Genomic DNA, 22,668 nt, shown 5'->3' on the forward strand with positions numbered 1-22,668 from the left:
TATGATTGGCAAGCCACCCCATGGGTGGCTTGCCGCTATCCAACACCTTCTATGTGAGCGCACCATGAATCCACGCCACCAACTGATCCTCACTCTGGTCCATCAGGCTCGCAAGATGAGCGTGAGTGAACTCTCCCGACACACAGGTGTGTCTGAGGTGACGGTGCGCAACGACCTCACCGCGCTGGAGAAGCAGGGACTGCTCAGACGGGTACACGGCTCGGCCATGGCGCTGGAGACCGATGACCCGGATGCCCGGATGAATATCAATTACCTGCTCAAGGAGCGCCTCGCCGAGCGGGCCGCCCAGCTAGTGAAAGATGGCGAAACGGTCTTTATCGAAGGGGGCAGCGCCAACGCCATGCTGGCGCGCCATCTGGCCCTGCACAAACGGGTCACCATCATCACCATCAGCAGCTATATCGCCCATCTGCTCAAAGACACCCCGGCTCAGGTGGTGCTGCTCGGCGGGCTGTTCCAGCATCAGAGCGAGAGCGTGGTAGGGCCGCTCACTCGCCTCTGCATCGAGCAGGTGCACTTCTCCAAGGCCTTTATCGGGGTGGATGGCTTTCATCCCGAGATGGGTTTCACCGGCCGCGACATGATGCGGGCCGACGTGGTCAACAGCGTGCTGGCCAAGGGGATGACCAATGTGGTGATCACCGACAGCAGCAAATTTGGCGCCATCCACCCGAGTCAGCTTGGCGCGCCGGGCCAGATCAAGGTGCTGGTTACCGATGATGCCCTGCCCGCCCCCATGCGGGCCACCCTGGCCGCACGCGGCATCACAGTGCACTGCGTCTCTGCCTGAATCGCACCTGGCCCCCGTTGCCGGGTTGCTCCCCCGCCGGTCGGCTTGACGGCGCCCACCCTGGCGGGGGTATGCTCGTCCTCTTTTGGCCTCTCATGGCAGAGGCCACAGACCGAAGGACACCGCATGCACACCAAAGACAAGTTTCTGGCCGCTCTGGTCATCCTCTGCTGGGGGCTTAACTTCGTGGCCATCAAGTGGGGGCTGGAGGGGATCCCCCCACTGCTGCTGGGTGCGCTGCGCTTTATCGGCGTGGTCTTCCCCGCCATCTTGCTGGTACCCAAACCCGCCATGCCCTGGCGCTGGCTGCTGGCCTATGGCGGCGCCATCAGCCTCGGTCAATTCGCATTTTTGTTCAGTGCCATGAAATTCGGCATGCCCGCAGGTATGGCCTCGCTGGTGCTGCAATCCCAGGTGGTGTTCACCCTGCTTTTTGCAATGATCTGGCTGGGGGAGCGCTGGCAATCCCACCACTGGGTGGCGCTGCCCTTGGCGGGATTCGGCCTCTATCTCATCGCCACTCACGGTGAAGGCAACCTGACCTTGCTCGGGTTTATCCTGACGCTGTGTGCCGCCGCCTGTTGGGGCCTTGGCAACGTCATCAATCGCCAGATTGGTCTGCGCTACCAGACCACGCTGCCGAGCCTGATCGCCTGGGGCGGTCTGGTGCCCATCCTGCCATTTTTCGCCCTCTCCTGGCTGTTCGAAGGGCCGGAGCTGATGGCCAGCAGCCTGCGCGACTTCAGCTGGCAGGGATTGCTGTGCGTGCTCTATCTCTCGTATGTCGCGACCTGGCTGGGTTACGGCCTGTGGGGACGACTGCTGATGCGCTATCCGGTGGCGCAGGTGGCACCGCTCTCCCTGCTGATCCCCTGTGTCGGCATGGTCACGGCAGCGCTGCTGCTCGATGAACATCCAACACCCTTGCAGTGGCTGGGCTCAGCTCTGGTGCTGCTCGGCTTTGTGGTCCATCTGCTGGGTAGCCGACTGCGCTGGTTCAAACCACAGAGAGCGACATGATGAGCGCCTGCCCATTTACGCTATTTCATTGACCTGACAGGATAAAATTTTCATGATGAGCCAGTCCCCATCGGGACTGACATCACCAGTGTGTGATCTGCTGGAAGCAGACTTCAGGAGAGCAAGGACATGCCATCGACCATCACCGCCGGGGGGCGCCGCCTCCCCCCTATCATTCGCGCCACCGCCATCACCCTGACCCTGTGCTGGAGCCCGTTTGGCTGGAGTGCCACACTGCCCGCTGACTTGAAGTGGGAGAGCAACAACCAGGACCCTCTCTATGCCGATCCGGCCGCCAAACGCGGCGGCACCTTTCGCACCTTTATGACCAGCTTCCCCCTGACCCTGCGCAAATATGGCCCCGACTCCAACGGCAGCTTTGCCGGTTACGTGCGGGAAACCAACCTGCCACTGCTGAGCACTCATCCCGTCACCGGCAACCCCATGCCGATGCTGGCAAACGGGTGGGCCTTCGGCGCCGACAACAAGACCCTCTATTTTCGCATCAATCCCAAGGCACGCTGGTCAGATGGCCAACCGGTCACCGCCGATGACTGGCTCTTTACCCTCAAGATGATGCGCAGCAAGGAGATCAACGACCCCTGGTACAACAACTACTACAGCACCCAGATAGCAGACATAACCAAGTTTGATGATCACACCCTGGCCATCACCAGCGGCACCGAAAAGAGCCGCCAGGATCTGCTCGAATCGCTGCCCATCAGCCCGGAGCCGAGCCACGCCATCAAGCTCACCGCCAACTGGGTCAAGGAGTACAACTGGAAGGTGTTGCCGGTCACCGGTCCCTATCAGATCGATCAGGTGAAAAAGGGCAAATCGGTCACCTTCAAGCGGATTGAAAACTGGTGGGGGGATGACGAGCGCTACTTCCAGCATCGCTTCAATCCTGCGCGGATCGAGATCAAGGTGCTCAGGGATCTGAACATCGCCTGGCAGCACTTCCTGCGCGGCGATCTCGACAGCTTCCCGCTGGTGATCCCCAACTGGTGGCACGACAAGACCAACACCGCCGAGTTCGAGAAGGGGTATATCGAGCGGCGCTGGTTCTACAACCAGACCCCGCAACCGCCGATGGGGCTCTATCTCAACACCGCCGATCCGCTGCTGCGCAATCTCGATGTTCGCCTCGGCATCCAGCATGCCCTCAATTTCGACAGAATGCTCGCTACCCTACTGCGGGGGGATTACCAACGCCTCAACAGCTATGGCTCAGGTCAGGGGGAGTTTACCAACAGCGAGATCAAGGCCCGTCCGTTCGATCCCCAACTGGCACGGGAATACTTTGCCAAGGCAGGCTTTAACAAAGTGGGGCCGCAGGGGATTTTGCAAAACGACAAGGGGCAGTCACTGACCCTCGCCATCACCTACACCACCGCAGAGCACGCCCAGCGGCTCACACTGCTGCGGGAAGAGGCCAAAAAGGCGGGGCTTAATCTGGAGCTCAACCTGATGGATGCATCGGCCGGTTTCAAATCGATGCTGGAGAAAAAGCACCAGAGCGCCTGGATGGCCTGGGCGGGTAGCCGCTATCCCGCCTATTGGGAGTTCTTCCACAAGGTCAACGCCAACAAGCCCCAGACCAACAACATCATGAACATCGATGACGACGCCATCACAGCGCTGGTGGAGCAGTATGACAAGGAGTTCGACTTTGCCAAAAAAGCGGCCCTGTCACGGCAGATCCAGCAGCGGCTCTATGAGCTGGCCAGCTTCGTGCCTGCGTATCAGGTGCCCTACACCCGGGAAGGGGCATGGCGCTGGATCAAACTGCCAAAAGTACCAGCAACGCCCAAGAGCGAGCAGCTCTATTGGCCACTCGGTGGCGACAACAGCGGTTACAGCTATGGCGGTCTGCTGTGGATTGATGAAGAGCTAAAATCCGAGACCAGGGCAGCCATCAAGAGTGGCAAGACTTTCCCGGCCGAGCCCATCATCGACACCACCTATCGCCAGCCCTGATAGCCACAACTCGTTTGGCAAACAGACCTAAAACAAAGACCCCGCCAGATAGCGGGGTCTTTGTTGGCAACCGGTGTTGCGAATAGCTCGGTGATCAGCCGCGCTTGGCCTGCTTCTCGGCAATGGCGTCAGCCACGTCAGCCGGCTCCAGTACGATGCCTTCCTGATCCGGGGTCGGGAACACGGCAACACACAGCTCGTCCTGCTCCATGCCGTCAATCCACCGCTCCAGCCACACCTTGAGGGTGATGGACTGTGGTTTGCAATCGGCCCACTCGCCTTCGGCCCACGCCTTGGCGTACTCCGGGTGCGGCCATACCGGGATGCAATCTTCATCATCGGTGGTCAGCATCATGACGCCATGCTCGTCAGTGAGGACGAACAGCTCTTCATGCTCGACCAGCTTGCTGATGAAGTGATCGTAACGGTAGTCAGCGTTCAGTTGCAGCGCGGCATTGCGCTCGGTGTCGCTCAGTTCATAGCTCATTGGCCAAGTCTCTCTCTCGATAAAGGGCGCCATGTTCACATCTTGTCGTCAGCTTGTCCAGCTTGCAGCCCCTTGGCACCGGATGGGGAGGACAATGACGCAAATAAGGATAGAGCAGCCTCCTCGATAACGAGACCGCCAGCAATCATATTGCCCCTTTTACAGCGCAGGGGTGATCAGCTCCACATCAGGCTGCTCGCTCAGCTTTTGCCGCAGCCAGTAGGCGGACTCCACCTCGACAAAGCAGAGCAGATCCCGGACATTGGCCGCCATCGCCATCAGCTGCTCAAAACGCAGCTGTTGTTGCTGCTCCCAGGCGGCAGCGAGTTTGGCACCGTGGGCCTCATCCACCACTTCGCGACGCAGCTCGAACAGGTTATCGGTGATCGGGCTGTTGATCTTGGCGGCGGTGTGCCAGTACATCAGCAGGTTATCCATCATCTCGCTGTCGTAGTTGGCCAGTGCATCCAGCTCGGGTGTATCACCGCTATCGCTGGCGGCAAAATCGCACCAGCCCGCATCGAGTGACGCCAGCTCATGAGCCCCCTTGGCATGCTTGCGCAACAGTGCAATGTCGGCTCCCTTACGTGCAGGCAACCATACCTCGCCCTGATGGGCATCCAGCAGGGACGTCAACGAAGCAGCGGGGTAAACCGGAAAGCGGGTACAAAGTGAATGCAGCAGGGATACCAGAGTGATCTTGACCATGAGCGATACCTTGAACAGGGCGAACAGCCACCAATAGACCGTCCGATATAAAGAAGTGCCCTATCCTACCACGTTTGGTCCGGCTCGGCCCTTGGCGAAGCTGTCAGCCAACCATCTGATTACGCCGAAAAAAACAGCATTTGAAACGCAGCATCCAGTCAAAGGTCAATAATTTGAGCCAGCGCCCACTAAAGTGGATCCGGGGATGCTAGTTTGCATACATCTTTAGCGTAAGGAGTAAATCCATGATTGGGATCGACCAGGTTTCTAACGAATTCGTGAACGATTTGAAAATACTGGCATGCTTTGATCCGGCCAACATGAGCCTAGGGATTAAATTACGCAGCGATATGTCTGAAGAGTTGTGCCAAGCGGCAGCCCGTCTGCATCAACAGGGGCTCATCAGCGCAGAAGATGGCGGATATCTCACCCCGTTTGGCATGACCATGGTTGAACACCTGCAACATCTGTTGGTCGCACTCAAACCGCTTTGACCGGCTGTGGTGCCCAGAGGGAAAAGTTGAGTAGCTCCCAGCGCTCCCCTTGGTGAAGATGACAGGCAAACAGCAAAGGACCTTCGGGTCCTTTTACTTTGCCATCCACCAGCCACTCCCGCTCCCTTTCAGGCACCAGTCGCGCATTCACCTCATCGGGTTGCTGTGCAGTGCCCATCCGGATCTGGACAAATTGCTGGCAGATCACCTGCGCTTCCATCGCGGATTGAACCGGTACCGGCGCATCGGACGTCGGAGTCAAGGTAGCAGCAAGCAGGAGCGATAACAGCATGATTCAGCACATAGGTATTAGTAGCAAAAGCCAGATAAACAAAAAGCCGTGGCACCAGAGGTACCACGGCTTTCTTAAATTCTGTAAGAATTACAGAGCGGTTACGTTCTCAGCCTGCGGGCCTTTCTGACCTTGGGTCACAGAGAACTGTACGCGCTGACCTTCAGCCAGGGTACGGAAACCGTTACCTTGAATGGCGCTGAAGTGAACGAAAACGTCCGGGCCGTTTTCTTGCTGGATGAAGCCAAAACCTTTGGTTTCGTTGAAAAACTTAACGGTACCGGTGATCATGTTAGACATATCTTTTAAACCTGTATTCAAAATAATTACTTATGCTTTTCAGCGGGTAAAGCTCAAAAAACGGGATTAACTTATGAACAACAGGACAAGATGTGAAACATCGTATTCATTGACATAACTATCGCCCTTTCAAGCTGGTTTGGATTATACGTGGCTTTGTAGATTACGCAAACAAATTTGTGCCCTGCCAATGACAGGGCACAAACCGTTATAAGGTGGCTGCTTCCAACGCTTCGACCAGCGCTCTGAGAAAACGAGCCGCCTCCCCGCCAGTACAGGCTCTGTGGTCAAATGTCATCGACAGCGGCAATGCCCTGACGGGACGCGCTTCACCATGGATGAACACCACTTTTTCGAACAGTTTGCCTGCCCCTATGATGGCCACCTGCGGCGGCGTCACGATGGGGCTCGCATAGCGGCCTGCGATGGCGCCGAAGTTGGTGAGCGTAATGGTCGCCCCCTGCAACATCTCGCGCGGCACGGCGCGCGCCTTCACATCAGCGATCATCCGATCCAGCCCCTGCCGGATATCCGCCCCCTCCCGCTCGGCCACGTTCTCCATCACCGGCACATAGAGGCCATGCTTTGAATCCACTGCGATGGCTACATTAACCTCTTTGAACAGCCGCCGTGACAGAGTGTCGCCATCAAACCAGGCATTCATCGAGGGCTCGGCGCGGCACGCCACGCCAATGGCCTTGATAAGGCGCACCGTCACATCTTCATCAGGGCGCCAATGACGCAAATCCACCTCGTCGGTGATGCTGACCGGCACCACAGTCTGATGAGAGAGCTCCATCGCCTTGGCCATGGCCCTCCGCGACCCTTTGAGGAATTCGTTGCCACTGCTCTGCTGGGCCTCGAATGCCTGCTGCACATCCACCTCGGTCACCATGCCGCCGCTGCCACTTCCCTTGATCCGGTCGATATCCAGACCCAGTTTTTGTGCCAGCAGGCGCACGGCAGGCATGGCTTGCACCAGCGCGCCACCCGGGACAATGGCCCCCACCACGAAGTGATCCTCGATATGCTGCTGATGGGCGCTCACCTTGCCCACTACGGTGCCATCATCCTCCCCCCCCTCGAACTCCACCAGCGGCGCACCGATATGGAGGATATCTCCCTCGGCGCCGCAGAGACGGGCGATCACCCCTGCCACCGGAGAGGGCACATCCACCAGCGCCTTGGCCGTTTCCACCGACAAGAGCACCTGATCGACCGCAACGGTATCACCGGCACTCACCTTCCATTCGACGATCTCGGCTTCGGCCAACCCTTCACCCAGATCCGGTAATTTGAAAAATTTCATAGCCACTGGTTCTCCATCAGCTGATGAGCCGCATCTGCGATATCCTGCTCGGTGATGAGGTAATACGCTTCGTTGCGATAGTAGGGAACGGCTGCATCCACGCCGGTCAGCCGTTTGGGCGGCGCCTTGAGGCTGGGGAGTGCCTGCTCGGTCACCCGCGCCACAATCTCGGCCCCGACCCCGAAGCTGCCACACGCCTCGTGTACCACCAGCAACCGGCCGGTCTTGCGTACCGAGGTGAGGATGGTCTCCATATCCAGCGGCTTGATGGTGGCCAGATCCAGCACCTCACACTGGATATCCTGCTCGGCCAACAGGTTCGCCGCCCGCATCACCTCCTGAATGCAGGCTCCCCAGGCCACTACCGTGATATCCCGGCCCGGGCGCAGGGTAAAGCAGACATCCAGCGGCAGGCCGACACCGTCATCCACCACCTCGGATTTCATCGAGCGATAAATGCGGTCCGGTTCGAAAAACATCACGGGATCTGGATCGCGTATGGCCGATAGCAGCAGGCCATAAGCACGCCTCGGGCTGGAGGGGATCACCACCCGCAGCCCGGGAATATGGGCAAACAGCGCCTCGACACTCTCGCTGTGATGCTCCGGCGAATGGATGCCCGCGCCATACGGGGAGCGATAGACGAGGGGACAGGAGAGGCGGCCACGGGTGCGGTTTCGCATCCGCGCCGCCTGACAGATGATCTGCTCCATCCCGGGGAAGATGAAACCCTGAAACTGGAACTCAGCCACCGGCTTGAGCCCCTGAGTGGCCATGCCAACCGCCACCCCGGCGATCAATCCCTCGGCCAGCGGCGTGTCGATCACCCGCTTGAAACCGAACTTATCGCGCAGTCCCACTGTGGCGCGAAACACCCCGCCGTTGACTCCCACATCCTCGCCGAGTACTACCACATCCGGGTCGTGCTCCATCTCGTAGTGAAGGGCCATGTTGACCGCTTCCAGCAAACTGATCTCACTCATGGCCAACCTCCTGCTTCATCCCCTTGGCTATCAGTCGCTCGCGCTGGGGCAATAGTTCGGCGGGCAGGCTGGCATAGTGGTAGTCGAGCATCGCCTCCGGTGGCTGGGGCACCATCGCCTCATAACGGGCGACCGCCAGCTCTACCTCTCGGGTAGCCTCCGCCAGCAGGCTCTGCTCCTGCTCTTCATCCCACCAGCCCTGGCTGTGCATAAACTGGCGCAGCCGCTTGACCGGCTCTTTCGCCCAGGCTGCCTCGACCTCGGCCCCATCGCGATAGCGAGTGGCATCATCGGCCGTGGTGTGATCGCCGAGGCGATAACTGACCGCCTCGATCAAAGTCGGCCCCTTGCCGCTGCGGGCCCGTTCGACGGCACTGCGAGCGGCATCGTAGACCGCCACCACATCGTTGCCATCCACCTGCAGACTGCGCACCCCGGCGCCAATCCCCTTCTGGGCCAGCGTAGGAGCGCTCGATTGCAGCTTGCGTGGCACCGAGATGGCCCACTGGTTGTTGTTGACGATGATGACCATCGGCAGGTGCCAGACACCGGCGCAGTTGAGCCCCTCCAGAAAATCCCCCTTGGAGGTGCCACCGTCGCCGATGGTGACTACAGCGACGCGCGGTTGATTACGCAGTTTGAAGGCAGACGCAATACCGCAGGCGTGAGTGATCTGGGTGGCGATGGGGACGCAGATGGGGAGATCTTCAGAGGGAGTCCCATCAGGTTTGAGAAAATAACTGCCCCGCTCGTCACCACCCCAATATTGCAGGTTCTTCTCCATCGGCACGCCCCGCACATAGAGGGTGGGCATGTCCCGATAGTAGGGAACGTAGACATCCTGCGGCTGCATGGCCAGACCAATGCCAATCCCCACGGCTTCTGCGCCGAGATGGGAGGGAAAAGTACCGAGTTTGCCGGTTCGTTGCAGCGCAATCGCTTTTTTGTCATAGCTGCGCACCATCACCATATTGCGGTAGAAGGTGTGCAGTATCGCCTTGTCCAGCCAGGTCGGTAAGGTGGCGACCGGGCACCCTTCCGCATCGAGGTAACGAAGGAAAGGGATGTCGACATGGGTCATAACTGGCTCCTTGCCGTTGTGAGCGTCACCGATGCTGGTGACACCTAGATGTAAATACCTTGTTAAACAAAAAGCAAAGGGATTTACTCAGGTAAGACCAGTAGAAACTTCTTTAAAGTAGCGAAGGAGCTGAATTTTCGGCGATGAGTGGCAAGGTATGCCGTAAATGGTGCAACTTTGCAGCACTGAACGCAGGATGCCAAATGTGAAAAAGGGGAGCCTTGCTCCCCCATTGAGTTACTTTAGTTAGCTGTTACTTCTTGTCAGGGGTTACTCCAACCAGCAGTTACGCCAACCACTGTTGCAGCTGGCGGGCCATGCCAACTGGCAGCAAGTGAGCGCGACTCAACAAGCGGCTGCGCCAGGGCTCGGCCAGCAAGGTGGGGCAAATTCGCATCTCCCGTCCCCGGTCAGCCACGCGCACCAGTCGATCGATGAGGGTCTCCAGCGGCGGATGCGCCGGCCAATGAGGATAGAGATTGGCAGTCGTGATCCCGGCCAACTCGCACACCCGCTCATCTTCCTCATCTCCCTTCCCAGCAACCATTGGCCAGGGGTGAAGCACCTGCAGCCAGCCCGGCCGTGCTGCCTCCAGCAACTGGCCCAGCGTCGGCTGCGCAAAGTGGGGATCTCCTGCGGCTTTGAGCAGATGGCGCGCCCCCGCCAGCACCACCACGCCGCGGGCGGGAAGTGCAAGAAGATAATCGGCCAGCGCCTGATCCCGCCCCCTGTTGTGTTGCTGCCATAGCTCCGGGCTCATCTCCTGCCACTCGAATGAAGGCTCGCAGAGATGCACCCGCAGCCGCACATGTTCGGGGCGCGCCAGATTGCTCTGGCGCAGAGCGGAAAAGAGAGCCGGAAACTCGGGGGCCATCCAGGCGGGAAAGGCGCAGGAGTCAAGCCAGACCGGATAGAGCCGCGCCAGCGTCAGCGGCTCACCCTGCCAGCTCTCCTGCCCCGTCAGCCAGGCATCGAGCAAGCCCTGATGGCGGCGGTTGCCGCACTCCAGCACCAGATCGGTCATGACTCCCCAGAGCGTCGGTTCGCAGAGCCAGGCGTGCTGGCGCCGGATAAAATCTGGGTGCCAATGCGGTTCCCCCAGCCCCACCAGTTTGCCCGCCAACAAAGCTTCCCGGATGGCGGCAACCGGGGTCATTCGTCCCCCTCCTGCCGGATGTGCGGTTGTTGCCCGACCCCATCGACCCGCTCACAAATAAGGGCGCCGATCTTCGCCAGCCAGTCGGGATGCACCATCTCCTGATGCAGACAGGGGAAGCGCTCATAGCGGATCTCCCCTTTTGTCAGCGACTCCCAACCGCGTCCATCCAGCCAGGGCTGGCGGGAGGCTGACGCCTCGATAAAGATCACCTCCCCGTGGTAGCAGTAGTCGACCGGCTGGCGGATCAGCCGGTTGTTGTGGCCCACCAGCTCAATCATGGCGCTCACCACCTGCTCGTCGAGCATGGCCAGCGCACTCCCCTCCGCCCCCAGCCGGGCCACTACCTCGTCGCGAGTGAGAGAGTCGAGCGCCTCGTCCGCAACCGCAATGCCCCCCATCCGCAGCAGCGCATCGAGCATCCGCTGCTCGTCGGGCAACGGCTGGGTCTGCCACTGCTGGCACGGGTAGGCATCGAGCAGCAGCACCATGGCCACCTCTTGTCCCTGCTCTTGCAGCATGGCGGCCATCCGGTGCACCAGCATGCCCCCGAGGGACCAGCCGAGCAGCCAGTAAGGCCCCTCGCTCTGCTGACGACGCAGCTCGGTCACATAGTCGAGGGCCAGCTCGTCGAAACTGGCGGGCAGCGGCGCATCCGGTTGGCAGAGCGCTCGCGCCTGCAGGGCATAGACCGCCATGTCGGCTGGCAGATGGGGCACCAGCGGCGCATAACACCAGCCGAGCCCCCCTGCAGGATGGACGCAAAAGAGGGTGGGGCCCGATGCGCCCGACTGCGCACCTGACGCTCGCAGGGGCAACAGCATGGGCATTGCCTCCCGCTCGCCGCCAAGACGGCGCGCCAGCTGGGCAGGGCTCGGCGCTTCGAACAGGCTGGCCAAGGTGAGAGTCTGTCCTATTGATTCCTCAATACGCACCACCAGCTGCGCCGCCAGCAGGGAGTGGCCACCGAGGGCAAAGAAGTTATCGTCGGCGCCGACTCGCGCCAGCCCCAGAACCTCGGCGAAGAGGCGACAGAGCCGCTCCTCCAGCAGGGTTTTCGGCAGCGACTGACCCACCGCCGACGCCATATCGGGCAGCGGCAGCCCCTTGCGATCCAGCTTGCCATTGGGGGTGAGTGGCAGCTCGGCCAGGTTTACCAGGAGCCCCGGCACCATGTAGTCGGGCAAGGCGGCGCCAAGGGCTGGTGCCAGCTCGGCCAGCGTCAATTCTGTGCTATCTGCAGCCACCACATAGGCCACCAGACGGCGATCGCCGGGGGCAAATTCGGGGGCCAGCACCACCGCCTGTGCCACCCGGGGATGGCGCAGCAGCACCAGCTCGATCTCCTCCAGTTCGATGCGCTGACCGCGGATCTTCACCTGAAAATCGAGTCGCCCCAGATACTCGATGGCGCCATCCTCGCGCCAGGCGGCCAGATCGCCGCTGCGATAGAGCCGCCCCGCGCCGAAGGGGTTGGCAATAAAGCGCTCGGCGGTGAGCTCGGGCTGGCCAAAGTAGCCATCCGCCACCTGCACGCCGCCGATCCAGAGCTCCCCCGCTACACCGGGGGGCACCGGCTGCAACCAGGGATCGAGAATGTGGATGCAGGTATTCCAGACCGGATAGCCGATGGGCACGCTGGTCACCGCCTCGTCTGCCCGGCAGGGATACCAGGTGACATCCACCGCTGCCTCGGTCGGGCCATAGAGGTTGTGCAGGGGGGCTGAAAATGACCCATACCAGCGCTGCACCAGATCCGCGGGCAGCGCCTCGCCGGAGCAGAAGACTTGCCGCAGGGCGCAGCAACGGGCAGGCTCTGCTTGTGCGACGAAGATCTGCAGCATGGAGGGGACAAAGTGCAAGGTGGTGACCCCGGCCTGCTCAATCAGCTCGGCAAGGTAGGCGGGATCCTTGTGGCCGCCCGGTTTGGCGAGCACCAGCCGCGCCCCGGTCATAAAGGGCCAGAAGAACTCCCAGATGGAGACATCGAAACCAGCCGGGGTCTTTTGCAGCACCCGATCCGCCGGGCCGATGGGATACATGTGCTGCATCCAGAGCAGGCGGTTGACGATGGCGCCATGGCTCACCACCACCCCTTTGGGCCGACCGGTCGAACCGGTGGTGTAGATGATGTAGGCCGCATCTTCCGGTTTGGGGGCTGGCAGATCACAAGGTGCTACCGCCGCCAGCTGCTCTGCCACACCGGGGGCATCGAGGCAGACAAGTGGCGCGGCCACGTCGAGCGGCATCTGAAGCGTATGACTGGTCAACACCAGCGCAGGATCACTGCTGGCGAGAATGTAGCCGATCCGCTCCGCTGGATAGTCCGGGTCTACGGGCACGTAGACGGCACCCACCGCCATGATGGCCTGCTGGGCGAGAATCAGCTCGGGAGCGCGCGGGATCACCACCGCCACCCGACAACAGGGGCCCACGCCCCTCCCTGCCAGATAGCTGGCCAGCTGGCGGGTACGCTGGCGCAGCTCGGCCACACTCCAGCGCTCAGCGCCACACTCCAGCGCGATGGCGCTCTGATCCGCCGCCGCCAGCCCTTCGGCCAGCAGTGCGCTCAGGGTAGTGGTCGGCAGCGGATGGTCGGTCTGGTTCCAGCACGCCAGCTCAGCCTGCTCACAGGGCAGCAGCAGCGGCAAGCGCACTGCCAGGGCCTCGTCATCCGCCTCACTCCAGGCCGCCAGATAGGCTACCAGCCGGGCCAGATGACGTTCGCTCTCCTGTTGGCTGAAGCGCCCCTGATGTGCTTCGAGGGTCAGGGTCATCGCGCCTGCCTCCTCGGCAAAGTAGAAGGCGCACTCCTCCACCGGCCCCGCCGCCAGCACCTGCACCTCACCACGAACCTGGTTGTGCCCTTCACCAACGCTGAGGGTGCGGGCAAAGGGCATCAAATTGACCTGAGGGCCAAACAGCGGCTGACCCGGCTGGCGCTGTTGCAACCACTCCTGACGGCAGCCCTGATGACGGCGCAGGGCAGTAAATTGCCGCTCAACCTGTGCCAGCAACTCCCCTACCCGGCTGGTGCCGCTCAGCTCAATGCGCAGGGGCACCACATTGACCTTCATGCAGGGGGTATCGGCCGCCGCTGAGCCCAGCCGCCCCATCAGCGGAATACCCAGCACCACCTCGCCAGCGCCGCTCATTCGCTGCACATAGCTGGCCACTGCCGCCAGCAGCAAGCTGTAGGGGTGACAGGCCGAGCGACTCGCCCGTGCCACCAATGCCTGCCACTGGCGGCCTGCCAGCCGCTGTTCGAAACGATAAGTGGGACCTGGCCCTTGCGCCGGACGGCGGGAGAGCGACGCCGGGTTCTCCACCCCGGCCAGCTGCTGCACGAAGAAATCGCGATCCCGCGCGGCGCGAGGCGAATCCTGATAGGCCGCCTCCTCGGCCAACAACTCATGCTGAGTCGCATAACGGCAGGGGGCTGGCTGCTCGCCGATGCAAAGCGCCTCATACCAGCTCGCCACCCGCTGGCAGAGCAGGCTCAGGCCAAAGCCGTCGATGGCGATATGGTGCACGGCGATAAACCAGGCCCACCGCCCCTCGCCAAGGCGATAGAGGGTGGTGGCAAACAGCGGCCCCCCGGCCAGATTGAAGGGGACGGCCAGCTGCGCACGCATCTCGGCCTGCGCGACTGCGAGCGGGTCGGCCTCGCTGCGCAGATCCCGCTCGGTCAGCTGCCAGCAGGCGGGGTTGGCCACCATTTGCGGGCCATCGGCAGTAGCCACAAAGGCGCAGTGCAGACCGGGGATCTCGTCGATGGTCTGGCGCACCGCGCGGGTGAAGTGATGGGGAGCCAGCGCCCCCTCCAGCAGCCAGTACTCGCCGGTATTGCAGGCGGGGCTCTGCAGGTATTTTTGCTGGGCAAACCAGATGCCCGCCTGAGCAGTGGTAAGCGGCCAGCGCGGGTGCTCACCACGCTGGTGAGTGGCGCGCATCGCCATTGTCTGTTCCATGGGAATGTCCTTGCGCAAACATCGGGCGGGCAGCGGCTTGCCTCTGCCCGCATGGCTGAAAAGCGAGGAGGCCAGGCCTCCTCCATAAAGAGAGTGTCACGCCTGCCAGATTGGCAACGCGCGGGCTAAGCCCCCAGGGTGGCACCGCCATCGACCACCAGATCCTGCAGGGTGATATGGCTCGCGGCATCGGAGGCGAGAAACAGCACGCAAGCAGCCACCTCGTCGGGGGTCCCAAGTTTGCCAAGGGGGATCCCCAGCTTGAACTGCCCGGGCAGGCCCGCGATGGTTCGCAGTTCCCCTTCTCGCTGTTCCCCCTCCTGCCACATGCCGTACAGCATGGGGGTGCGGGTCGAGCCCGGCGACACCAGATTGCAGCGCACCCCATAGGGGGCAAGCTCCAACCCAGCCGTTTGGGTGAGGCTGGTCAGCGCCGCCTTGGAGGCGCCATAGATACCCATCCCCACTCGCGGTACCCGACCGGCATTGGAGGAGACATTGACGATGGCGCCCCTGTGCCGTCCCTGAAACCAGGGGGTCAGGGCCCGCATCAGATAGAAGGGGGCGAAGGTGTTGATGGCGAAAGTGCGCTGCAAGAGGGCGTCATCCACCTCATCGAGCCTGCCGGTCGCCAGTACGCCCGCGACATTGACCAGCACATCGGGCCCCAGCCCCTCATCCAGCAGCTGTTCGCAGCAGCGGGTCACGGCCTCGCTGTCGCTGACATCGATCACCACCCTCTTCACGTTGCCGGGCAGTGCCTCGGCCAGTTGCAGATCGAACGCAACCACGCTGGCCCCTGCCTCGGCAAAAGTGCGCGCCACCGCATGGCCAATTCCCTGCGCCGCGCCGGTCACCCAGATGGCTCTACCTTGCCACTCGCTCATGGGGTGCACTCCGGTTCGCTGACGTGATCTTCGTTGACCACCTGATAAGCCGTGGCCTGACTAACGTGAAGCTGACGGGAGAGGAGCGCCCACCAGTGAGCCAGGGTCGGCGTGCGGGCCAGCTCGGCCAGATCCACCACCAGCTCCTGCTGACGCCACTCTTCCACCAACCCCATCACAGCCAGCGAGTCGAGACCGTAGTCGAGCAGGTTGTCATCCTCGGTGGGCTGCTCCTGCTGCATCTCGGCGGGCAGCCGTGCCAACACCTGAGCACGTAGTGACTCGCGAGTCAGAGGGCGTTTGCTGGCCGTCATCACCTCGGCCACGGTAATCACCCGACCTGCATTGCGGCTGACGTAGGAGAGCGCCAGCAGATGATCCTCGCGGGAGAAGTCGGCGATGGCATCTGCCACCAGGAAGGGGCGGATATCGCGCATAAAGGCGTCGACCGCCGTCTGCATCACCCCGATATGACCGTAGATGCCGCAGATCACCAGCTGATCCCGCCCCCATTCGGCCATCAGCTCGGCCAGCGGTGAGCGGCAAAAAGCGCTGTAGCGCCACTTGGTCAGCACCGTATCCTGCGGCTCGGGGGCCAGCGCCGAAACAATCGGCTGACGCTCCGGCGCTCGGGTCAACCCCGGCCCCCACATGTCGTTGAGCAGCGCCCGATCGGCCTGACTCTGCTCGGCGGGCTGGGCGGTATAGACCACCGGCATGCCAAGAGCTCGCGCCTGACGGATCAAGGTGGCGATATGGTCGATGACCTGATTGATCAGCGGATTGTCCGCCCCGTAGAAATCGACGAAATAGTGCTGCATATCGTGGACCAGCAAGGCGGCGCGGCCCGGTTCGAAAGGCCAGTTCACCCGCCCGGTAGGCAGCTCCTCAGCGGTAGGCAGCGGATAGGCGGCGAGGGATTGAATGGTCATGCACACTCCTTGGCGAGCTGCTCGCGCAGCGTCTGTTTGTCTATCTTGCCGACCGGGGTGTGGGGCAGTTGCTCCACCAGCACCAGGCGATCGGGCAGTTTGTAATCGGCCACCCCCTGCTCGCGCAGGAAACGGCGCAAACGGGGCAGATTGAGGGGCTCGCGGCACATCAAAAAGGCGCAGCTGCGCTCCCCGAGCATGGGATCCGGCATGGCGACCAGTGCCGCCTGCCGCACCTCCGGGTGGGTCAGCAACAGCTCTTCAATCTCGAGGGCGTCGATCTTCTCCCCACCCCGGTTGATCTGATCCTTGTTGCGCCCCACCACCATCAGATGACCGCTGGGCAAGCGGCAGACCAAATCGCCGGTGCAGTAGAAACCGTCCCGATCAAAAGCCCGCTGATTGTGGGCATCAGCCTTGAAGTAGCCGCGAAAGGTGTAGGGTCCACGCGTCCAGATCTCGCCGCACTCGCCATCTGGCAAGGGGCGTCCGTCGCCGCCCCGCACCTCGACCTCGTCGCCCGGGCTCATCGGGCGGCCCTGGGTATTGACGATGTGCCACTGGTCATCCTCGATGCGGGTGTAGTTGACCAGCCCCTCGGCCATGCCGAACACCTGCTGCAGGCGGCAACCAAGGCGGTTCGCCACCGCATCGGCATGAGCCGGGCTGAGGCGCGCACCGCCCACCTGCACACACTCTAGGGAGGTCTGCGGATAGTGGCTGGCCGCCTCCAGCCAGAGCGCCAGAGCCGGTGGCACAAGTGCCGCCCAGTTGACCTGATGGCGCTGCACCAGCGGCAGACAGGTTGCAGCGGAAGGATCCTTTGCCAGCACCACGCAGCCACCGGCATAAAACACTCCGAGTGCGCCGGGGGAGCTCAGGGGAAAATTGTGGGGCGCAGGCAGGGCACAGAGATAGATCACCCGCTCATCCCAACCACACACCGCCACGCTCTGGCGCACGCTGTAGCCATAGTCATCGTGGGTACGGGGGATCAGTTTGGGGGTGCCGGTGCTGCCGCCGGAAAGCTGGAAAAAAGCGACTTGATCGGCCGGGGTAGGAGTTGGCGCGATAGCCGTCAGCGGCGAACCATCAGCACAGGCCATGGTTTCAGACTGACGCCATGCAAATCCTGACTGAAGATCGGAGCCTTCTGCCTGCTCGAACAGCAGTGTCTGGCAGGAAGGAGATACCAGCTCATCAAGGGCCACGAGGCTTCCCGCTTCACCGGCAAAGCCGGGGTGAGAGGGGCTTAGTACCAGCAAGGCGGGCTCAATCTGGCGGGCAAAGGCTACCAGCTCGCGCCGCTGATGGCTGTAGAGGGCATGCACCGCCACTACGCCGCAGCGGATCAGGGCAAACCAGCAGATATAGAACTCGGCGCAGTTGGGCAACTGCACCAGCGCGGTATATCCGTGGCCCAGCCCGCGCGCGGCCAGCCGCGCTGCCAGTGCATCGACCTCACGCTTTAACTGGCCATAACTGAGGGTTCGCTCGCCGCAGATCAGGGCCGTGCGCTCGGGATAACGTTCGGCAGACTCATCGAGCAGGGTGGTGAGCGGTTGTCCGTGCCACCACCCTTGTGCCCGGTAGTGGGCTGCCAGCTCGGCAGGCCAGGGGGTAAAGGGCACCAACGGCTTCATGCGGTTACCTCCGGCACCCGGCTCTCGAGGCCAAACGCCCGCAGCATGGTGCCAAGCTTGGCGGCGGTCTCCTGCCACTCCGCTTCAGGTGAGGAGCCCACCACTACCCCGGCGCCAGCATAGAGCCGCAGTTGCCGGCCAGCCAGCACGCCACAGCGAATGGTGACTACCCACTCGCCATTGCCATCGGCATCCATCCAGCCGACGGCGCCACAGTAGAAGCGGCGATCGTACCCCTCGAGCCGAGCGATGGCCTGACGTGCTGCCGAGAGCGGCGTGCCGCATACCGCCGGTGTCGGGTGCAGCGCCAGCGCCAGAGCCAGCACGGGAGAGGGCTCATGGAGCCGTCCGGCGATGCAGGTCGAGAGGTGCCACATGGTAGGAGTGGCGATCACCTGCGGCTCCAGAGGGACGTCCAGCTCGCGGCAGAAGGGAGCGAGGGCCGCAGCGACCGCATCGGCCACCAGCGCATGTTCATAGCGATCTTTCTGGGCCCCCAGCAGTTCGGCACTGGCCGCCTGTTGATCGGAAAACGCGTGGCGCGGACGGGAGCCCGCCAGCGGATTGCTCACCACCGCCATCTCGCTGCGCGATACCAGCAGCTCGGGGCTCGCACCAAGCAGGGTCTCCCCATCCGGCAGCGGGATCTGGAACACATAGGCGCCCGGATTCTGGGCCAGCAGAGAGCCATAGGCGTGTGCGGGAGAGGTCTGCTCTGCGCTCTGCACGTCGATGGCGCGTGACAACACCACTTTCTCGAGTTGCCCCTCGCTGAACTGCTGCAACGCTGCCCGCACCGCCCCCTGATAGTGGGCGGAGCCGGTCACTTCGCTCACCTCGCCATGGAGCTGGCAACAGCGGGCAGGCAACAGCACATCCCTTGCGACCCACTGCGATTGCGCCGGGATCACCAGATGCCAGGGAGATTGGGTATCAAACGGAATGGCGCCGATGGCGATGGGATTGACCATCCCCTGCTGGCGCAACTGACGCAGATGGGCGAGCAGCTTCTCCGGCGGGATGCCGGTAAAACTGTCGTGGATACCGGAGGCGACCAGTACCCTGTCACCGCTGGCAAAACAGCACACTTTATCCAGCCCGACCGCTGTGGCGGGCCACTCTCCTTCCAGTGCATGGTCACACATGACGGTGCTACTCCTTGGAATGAATCACTGCCTGACACGACTTAAAGTGAGCCATTTGACTCACCAGATATCAGGGTGAACGGCATCCTAACAAGGAGCGAAAAAACGATCAATACAAATGAGAATCAATTTCATTAACTTCTTTTTAGTCAAAAGAGAGTGACGAACGAAACTGAGCTTCGCCAATAAAAAAGAGTTGCGATCGGAGCAAATTCAACTTGATAATGATAACGCTTATCATTTGTATATTATGGAAGATGTAAATAATGAAATCCTCAACCTCCCGTTTTATTGCTCCCAGCCTGCTGGCCACCACCATCGTCACTCTGCTGACCCAGCAAGCGATCGCCGCCAGTAACGCCCCTCAAGCCGATGAGGTGATCACCGTCACCACCACGGCGCACAATACCCGCTCGGCCCCCGCCTCCATCTCGGTTATCAGTGCCGAACAGATCAAGGCCGCACCGGTCAATGACCTTGCCGACCTGCTGCGCCACGAGGTGGGCATCCAGGCCGAGACCGACACCAATGGCCGCAGCGATATCGGTATTCGCGGCATGTCCGGCAAGTACACCCTGGTACTGGTGGATGGCAAACGCCTCTCCTCCTCCAATGCCCTGTGGCGCGGCGGCAACTTCGACAACACTCCCGTGCCCCTTGGCATGATCCAGCGGGTCGAGGTGATCCGTGGCCCCATGTCGGCACTTTATGGCTCCGATGCCATCGGTGGTGTCATCAACATCATCACCAAGCAGCCGGGCAAAACCTGGCAAGGGGCGGCCGATGCCGACTTCAAAGCCATCGAGGGCAAGGATGGCGGCGATCAGCACAGAACCAACCTGGGCTTTACCGGCCCGCTGACCGACAACCTGCTGATCCGGATGAACGGCGAGGTGTATGACCGTCAAGCCTGGACCCCCACCGAAGCTGCTGACGGCATCCCCCTTATCGAAGCCAAACAGACCCGCAACTTCGCCTCCACCCTCAGCTGGCTGGTGGATGAGCAGCAGCGCTTCGAGCTGGATTACCTCTACAACCAGGATGAGCGGCCTCTCGATATCTTCCGCAAAACCGGAAACAAGGTGCACAGCCGCCAGCAGCAAAACGATCGCAACCTGTTTGGTCTGACCCACAAGGGGAACTGGAGCTGGGGTGACACCACCGTCATGGCCAACTATGAAAGCTCCCAGATCGACGACTTCAACACCAGCTACTCAGCCCCGCAGCAACGGGAGCTGGAAGAGAACACCTTGACTCTCAAGGGCTATACCAACCTGGCGCTGGCCAACCACTACCTGACCCTGGGTGGTGAATATCTGGATCGGGAGCTGGTGGATGCGGTGAGCTACAAGGATATCGGCGGCAAAGAGAGTCACTCCCAGGAGGCGCTGTTTGCTCAGGACGAAATTGGCCTGACCGACAGCCTGACCTTCACGCTGGGCGGCCGTTACGATCACCACGAGATCTACGGCAGCCACTTCACCCCGCGCGGCTATCTGGTCTATGAGATGAACGATGTGGTGACAGTGAAAGGCGGTGTCAGCCAGGCCTTCAAGGCACCGGCGCCGCACCAGTACTCCAACGGTTACAGCATCGAGAGCTGCGGCGGCAGCTGCCGCATCTATGGCAGCGACAAGGTCAAGCCGGAAACCAGCACCAACTACGAGCTGGGTGTCATCGCAGGAGAAGGGATCTGGGAGACCAGCGCCACCCTCTTCTACTCCGACATCGACGACATGCTCACCTTCAAGCAGTTGCCGAACTCCACTGACCGCACCTGGTACAACCTGGAGAAAGCCACCACCAAGGGGCTGGAGCTGACCGGCAAACTCGATCTGACCGACGATATCAACCTTGGCGCCAACTACACCTACCTCAAGGCTGAAGGCGATCAGGGTCAGGCACTGCCCGAGCGGCCGGAGCACAAGGCCAATGCCAAGATCACCTGGCAGGCCACCGAGCGGGTAAATGCCTTTGTCGGCACCACCTACACCGGCACCCAGTTTGCCGAGCAGACCGTCAACAAGGTTGTCGTACTGCACAAGCTGCCCAGCTATCAGACCTTCGATCTCGGCACCGGCTTCAAGGTCACCGAGAACTTTGACCTGCGACTGGGGATCAACAACCTGACCGACGTGCGCCTGCAAGAGAAAGACACCGTCTTCCAGAACGTCGAACCGGGTCGCAGCTACTACGTCAGCGGCTCAGCCCGCTTCTAAGGTAGCCAAGGCCGATATAACAGAGCGCGGGCCCATACCCGCGCTCTGTTAACCAAGAGAATAAGGGGAAGATCCCCACTGGACAGCAAAGAGCATGCAGATTTCCATTTGTCATCAGGATCGCTCATGTTCACCTCACTTCTGAATGCTTCACCCCTTGCCACCCTGCCCACCCCTGACGAGATGTTAAAGGCAAGACCCTGTCCGGCACGGCTCGCTCGCCAGATCGCACGCAGCCGCCAGCAAGCCCGCCATATTCTGCAGGGAGAGGATGATCGCCTGCTGCTGGTGATCGGCCCCTGCTCCATTCACGATCCGGCAGCCGCCCGCGACTATGGTGGCCGGCTGGCTGAACTGCAGGGCCAATACGGGGAGCAGCTGCAACTGGTGATGCGCACCTATTTCGAAAAGCCGCGCACGACCCTCGGCTGGAAAGGATTTATCTTCGATCCCGACCTCGATGGCAGCGATCGGCTGGAAAAAGGCCTATCCCAGGCCCGCGAGTTACTGTTGACCCTTGGACAGGAAGGGCTCGCCTGTGCCACCGAATTTCTCGATCTCACCAGCATGCTCTATCTGGGGGATCTCATCAGCTGGGGTGCCATCGGTGCCCGTACCACCGAATCCCAGCTCCACCGTCAGCTGGCCTCGGCCCTTCCCTGCCCCATCGGTTATAAAAACGGCACCGATGGCAATATCCGGATCGCGGTCGAGGCCATCCTTGCCAGCCGGGCAGCCCACCTCTATACCCAGCCTTCCGGTGATGGCCAGCTGGCACTGGTGCGCAGTCATGGCAACCCCGACTGCCACCTGATCCTGCGCGGTGGCCAACAGCCCAACTATCAGAGCAGTCATGTGGCAGAGGCTGGCGAACTGCTGCGCCAGCATCATCTCTCCCCTCGCCTGATGATCGATTGCAGCCACGGCAACAGCCAGAAACAACATGCCCGCCAGCTGCTGGTTGCCCGTGACATTGCCGACCAGCTGGGTGCTGGTAGCCATGCCATCGCCGCCATCATGGTGGAAAGTTTTATCTGCGAAGGGCGTCAGGAGATTGGCAGCAAACCGCTGCGCTACGGCCAGTCGATCACCGATAGCTGCATCGGCTGGGAACAGACAAGGCAACTGCTCGATATGGTGGCAGAAGGGGTTGAGGCGCGCCGCCAGCAGCGGATCGCCCTGGCGGGATAAATGGCGGATTATTCAGATAACTCAGAAAAGAGTGTGGCCCCGATGGGCCACACTGTTGT

19 protein-coding genes are annotated in these 22,668 nt (G+C 61.5%); 6 read left to right on the plus strand and 13 right to left on the minus strand.

The annotated features are described in order from the left end of the window. Nucleotides 1-64: 64 nt before the first annotated feature. The 3 genes from G5315_RS16775 to G5315_RS16785 all read left to right on the plus strand — a co-directional run bounded on the left by G5315_RS16775 (nt 65) and on the right by G5315_RS16785 (nt 3,811). Entirely contained in the window at nt 65-811 is a 747-nt protein-coding gene (locus G5315_RS16775) for a DNA-binding transcriptional regulator YciT (protein WP_421333469.1), read from the plus strand. 126 nt (nt 812-937) lie between these two features. Next, nucleotides 938-1,831 (plus strand): EamA family transporter, encoded by an 894-nt coding sequence (locus tag G5315_RS16780; protein WP_216954125.1) that lies wholly within the window; start codon nt 938-940, stop codon nt 1,829-1,831. 129 nt (nt 1,832-1,960) lie between these two features. Then, complete coding sequence (locus G5315_RS16785) at nt 1,961-3,811, plus strand: extracellular solute-binding protein (protein WP_421333471.1); 1,851 nt, start codon at nt 1,961-1,963, stop codon at nt 3,809-3,811. 94 nt (nt 3,812-3,905) lie between these two features. Here G5315_RS16785 and G5315_RS16790 read toward each other — a convergent pair whose 3' ends face one another. Together G5315_RS16790 and G5315_RS16795 are read right to left on the minus strand one after the other, a co-directional pair. Then, the gene (locus tag G5315_RS16790; protein ID WP_227340849.1) at nt 3,906-4,298 is read right to left on the minus strand and encodes a DUF2750 domain-containing protein; all 393 of its coding nucleotides are present in this window, start codon (nt 4,296-4,298) and stop codon (nt 3,906-3,908) included. Between the two features lie 159 nt (nt 4,299-4,457). Further along, on the minus strand, nt 4,458-5,006 hold the full coding sequence (locus G5315_RS16795) for a hypothetical protein (RefSeq protein WP_421333473.1): 549 nt from the start codon (nt 5,004-5,006) through the stop codon (nt 4,458-4,460). Nucleotides 5,007-5,251: 245 nt separating this feature from the next. On the opposite strand from G5315_RS16795, the gene G5315_RS16800 reads away from it, so the two are divergent. Further along, nucleotides 5,252-5,500, plus strand: coding sequence for a TIGR02647 family protein (locus G5315_RS16800; protein ID WP_005334209.1), 249 nt, complete (start codon nt 5,252-5,254; stop codon nt 5,498-5,500). Here the strand turns inward: G5315_RS16800 and G5315_RS16805 are convergent. The 11 genes from G5315_RS16805 to G5315_RS16855 all read right to left on the minus strand — a co-directional run bounded on the left by G5315_RS16805 (nt 5,487) and on the right by G5315_RS16855 (nt 19,199). After that, entirely contained in the window at nt 5,487-5,792 is a 306-nt protein-coding gene (locus G5315_RS16805) for a hypothetical protein (protein ID WP_338454395.1), read from the minus strand. The genes G5315_RS16800 and G5315_RS16805 overlap by 14 nt on opposite strands. A 90-nt stretch (nt 5,793-5,882) precedes the next feature. Further along, the gene (locus G5315_RS16810) at nt 5,883-6,092 is read right to left on the minus strand and encodes a cold-shock protein (RefSeq protein ID WP_005302803.1); all 210 of its coding nucleotides are present in this window, start codon (nt 6,090-6,092) and stop codon (nt 5,883-5,885) included. Between the two features lie 208 nt (nt 6,093-6,300). Next, nucleotides 6,301-7,401 (minus strand): dihydrolipoamide acetyltransferase family protein, encoded by a 1,101-nt coding sequence (locus G5315_RS16815; protein ID WP_421333475.1) that lies wholly within the window; start codon nt 7,399-7,401, stop codon nt 6,301-6,303. Beyond that, nucleotides 7,398-8,384: an alpha-ketoacid dehydrogenase subunit beta gene (locus G5315_RS16820; protein WP_021231077.1), complete on the minus strand. Its 987-nt coding sequence runs from the start codon at nt 8,382-8,384 to the stop codon at nt 7,398-7,400. The genes G5315_RS16815 and G5315_RS16820 overlap by 4 nt, the downstream gene beginning before the upstream one ends. Continuing rightward, nucleotides 8,377-9,465: a pyruvate dehydrogenase (acetyl-transferring) E1 component subunit alpha gene (gene pdhA, locus G5315_RS16825; RefSeq protein WP_421333477.1), complete on the minus strand. Its 1,089-nt coding sequence runs from the start codon at nt 9,463-9,465 to the stop codon at nt 8,377-8,379. The genes G5315_RS16820 and pdhA overlap by 8 nt, the downstream gene beginning before the upstream one ends. A 286-nt stretch (nt 9,466-9,751) precedes the next feature. Then, nucleotides 9,752-10,621 carry a hypothetical protein gene (locus G5315_RS16830; RefSeq protein WP_421333478.1) on the minus strand — a complete coding sequence of 290 codons (870 nt, stop codon included), beginning with the start codon at nt 10,619-10,621 and terminating at the stop codon, nt 9,752-9,754. Next, on the minus strand, nt 10,618-14,592 hold the full coding sequence (locus G5315_RS16835; RefSeq protein ID WP_421333480.1) for an amino acid adenylation domain-containing protein: 3,975 nt from the start codon (nt 14,590-14,592) through the stop codon (nt 10,618-10,620). Before G5315_RS16835 ends, G5315_RS16830 begins: the two co-directional genes overlap by 4 nt. A gap of 125 nt (nt 14,593-14,717) precedes the next feature. Then, nucleotides 14,718-15,479, minus strand: coding sequence for a 2,3-dihydro-2,3-dihydroxybenzoate dehydrogenase (gene dhbA / locus G5315_RS16840; protein ID WP_421333482.1), 762 nt, complete (start codon nt 15,477-15,479; stop codon nt 14,718-14,720). Continuing rightward, nucleotides 15,476-16,411, minus strand: coding sequence for an isochorismatase family protein (locus tag G5315_RS16845; protein ID WP_421333483.1), 936 nt, complete (start codon nt 16,409-16,411; stop codon nt 15,476-15,478). The genes dhbA and G5315_RS16845 overlap by 4 nt, the downstream gene beginning before the upstream one ends. Next, nucleotides 16,408-18,054 (minus strand): (2,3-dihydroxybenzoyl)adenylate synthase, encoded by a 1,647-nt coding sequence (locus tag G5315_RS16850; RefSeq protein WP_421333484.1) that lies wholly within the window; start codon nt 18,052-18,054, stop codon nt 16,408-16,410. Before G5315_RS16850 ends, G5315_RS16845 begins: the two co-directional genes overlap by 4 nt. Beyond that, complete coding sequence (locus tag G5315_RS16855; RefSeq protein WP_421333485.1) at nt 18,051-19,199, minus strand: isochorismate synthase; 1,149 nt, start codon at nt 19,197-19,199, stop codon at nt 18,051-18,053. Before G5315_RS16855 ends, G5315_RS16850 begins: the two co-directional genes overlap by 4 nt. A gap of 266 nt (nt 19,200-19,465) precedes the next feature. Between G5315_RS16855 and G5315_RS16860 the strand changes: the two genes are divergently transcribed. Further along, complete coding sequence (locus G5315_RS16860) at nt 19,466-21,418, plus strand: TonB-dependent receptor domain-containing protein (protein ID WP_421333486.1); 1,953 nt, start codon at nt 19,466-19,468, stop codon at nt 21,416-21,418. A 126-nt stretch (nt 21,419-21,544) separates the two neighbouring features. Continuing rightward, nucleotides 21,545-22,609, plus strand: coding sequence for a 3-deoxy-7-phosphoheptulonate synthase (locus G5315_RS16865; protein WP_421333488.1), 1,065 nt, complete (start codon nt 21,545-21,547; stop codon nt 22,607-22,609). The last annotated feature ends 59 nt before the right edge of the window (nt 22,610-22,668 follow it).

The sequence above is a fragment of the Aeromonas sp. 603607 genome (assembly GCF_049171595.1).
GTDB lineage: Bacteria > Pseudomonadota > Gammaproteobacteria > Enterobacterales > Aeromonadaceae > Aeromonas > Aeromonas veronii.

What these genes read in the sequence shown, in the direction of transcription:
- G5315_RS16775 (WP_421333469.1), top strand. Translation starts at nt 65, where the DNA reads ATGAATCCACGCCACCAACTGATCCTCACTCTGGTCCATCAGGCTCGC.
- G5315_RS16780 (WP_216954125.1), top strand. Translation starts at nt 938, where the DNA reads ATGCACACCAAAGACAAGTTTCTGGCCGCTCTGGTCATCCTCTGCTGG.
- G5315_RS16785 (WP_421333471.1), top strand. Translation starts at nt 1,961, where the DNA reads ATGCCATCGACCATCACCGCCGGGGGGCGCCGCCTCCCCCCTATCATT.
- G5315_RS16790 (WP_227340849.1), bottom strand. Translation starts at nt 4,298, where the DNA reads ATGAGCTATGAACTGAGCGACACCGAGCGCAATGCCGCGCTGCAACTG.
- G5315_RS16795 (WP_421333473.1), bottom strand. Translation starts at nt 5,006, where the DNA reads ATGGTCAAGATCACTCTGGTATCCCTGCTGCATTCACTTTGTACCCGC.
- G5315_RS16800 (WP_005334209.1), top strand. Translation starts at nt 5,252, where the DNA reads ATGATTGGGATCGACCAGGTTTCTAACGAATTCGTGAACGATTTGAAA.
- G5315_RS16805 (WP_338454395.1), bottom strand. Translation starts at nt 5,792, where the DNA reads ATGCTGTTATCGCTCCTGCTTGCTGCTACCTTGACTCCGACGTCCGAT.
- G5315_RS16810 (WP_005302803.1), bottom strand. Translation starts at nt 6,092, where the DNA reads ATGTCTAACATGATCACCGGTACCGTTAAGTTTTTCAACGAAACCAAA.
- G5315_RS16815 (WP_421333475.1), bottom strand. Translation starts at nt 7,401, where the DNA reads ATGAAATTTTTCAAATTACCGGATCTGGGTGAAGGGTTGGCCGAAGCC.
- G5315_RS16820 (WP_021231077.1), bottom strand. Translation starts at nt 8,384, where the DNA reads ATGAGTGAGATCAGTTTGCTGGAAGCGGTCAACATGGCCCTTCACTAC.
- pdhA (WP_421333477.1), bottom strand. Translation starts at nt 9,465, where the DNA reads ATGACCCATGTCGACATCCCTTTCCTTCGTTACCTCGATGCGGAAGGG.
- G5315_RS16830 (WP_421333478.1), bottom strand. Translation starts at nt 10,621, where the DNA reads ATGACCCCGGTTGCCGCCATCCGGGAAGCTTTGTTGGCGGGCAAACTG.
- G5315_RS16835 (WP_421333480.1), bottom strand. Translation starts at nt 14,592, where the DNA reads ATGGAACAGACAATGGCGATGCGCGCCACTCACCAGCGTGGTGAGCAC.
- dhbA (WP_421333482.1), bottom strand. Translation starts at nt 15,479, where the DNA reads ATGAGCGAGTGGCAAGGTAGAGCCATCTGGGTGACCGGCGCGGCGCAG.
- G5315_RS16845 (WP_421333483.1), bottom strand. Translation starts at nt 16,411, where the DNA reads ATGACCATTCAATCCCTCGCCGCCTATCCGCTGCCTACCGCTGAGGAG.
- G5315_RS16850 (WP_421333484.1), bottom strand. Translation starts at nt 18,054, where the DNA reads ATGAAGCCGTTGGTGCCCTTTACCCCCTGGCCTGCCGAGCTGGCAGCC.
- G5315_RS16855 (WP_421333485.1), bottom strand. Translation starts at nt 19,199, where the DNA reads ATGTGTGACCATGCACTGGAAGGAGAGTGGCCCGCCACAGCGGTCGGG.
- G5315_RS16860 (WP_421333486.1), top strand. Translation starts at nt 19,466, where the DNA reads ATGAAATCCTCAACCTCCCGTTTTATTGCTCCCAGCCTGCTGGCCACC.
- G5315_RS16865 (WP_421333488.1), top strand. Translation starts at nt 21,545, where the DNA reads ATGTTCACCTCACTTCTGAATGCTTCACCCCTTGCCACCCTGCCCACC.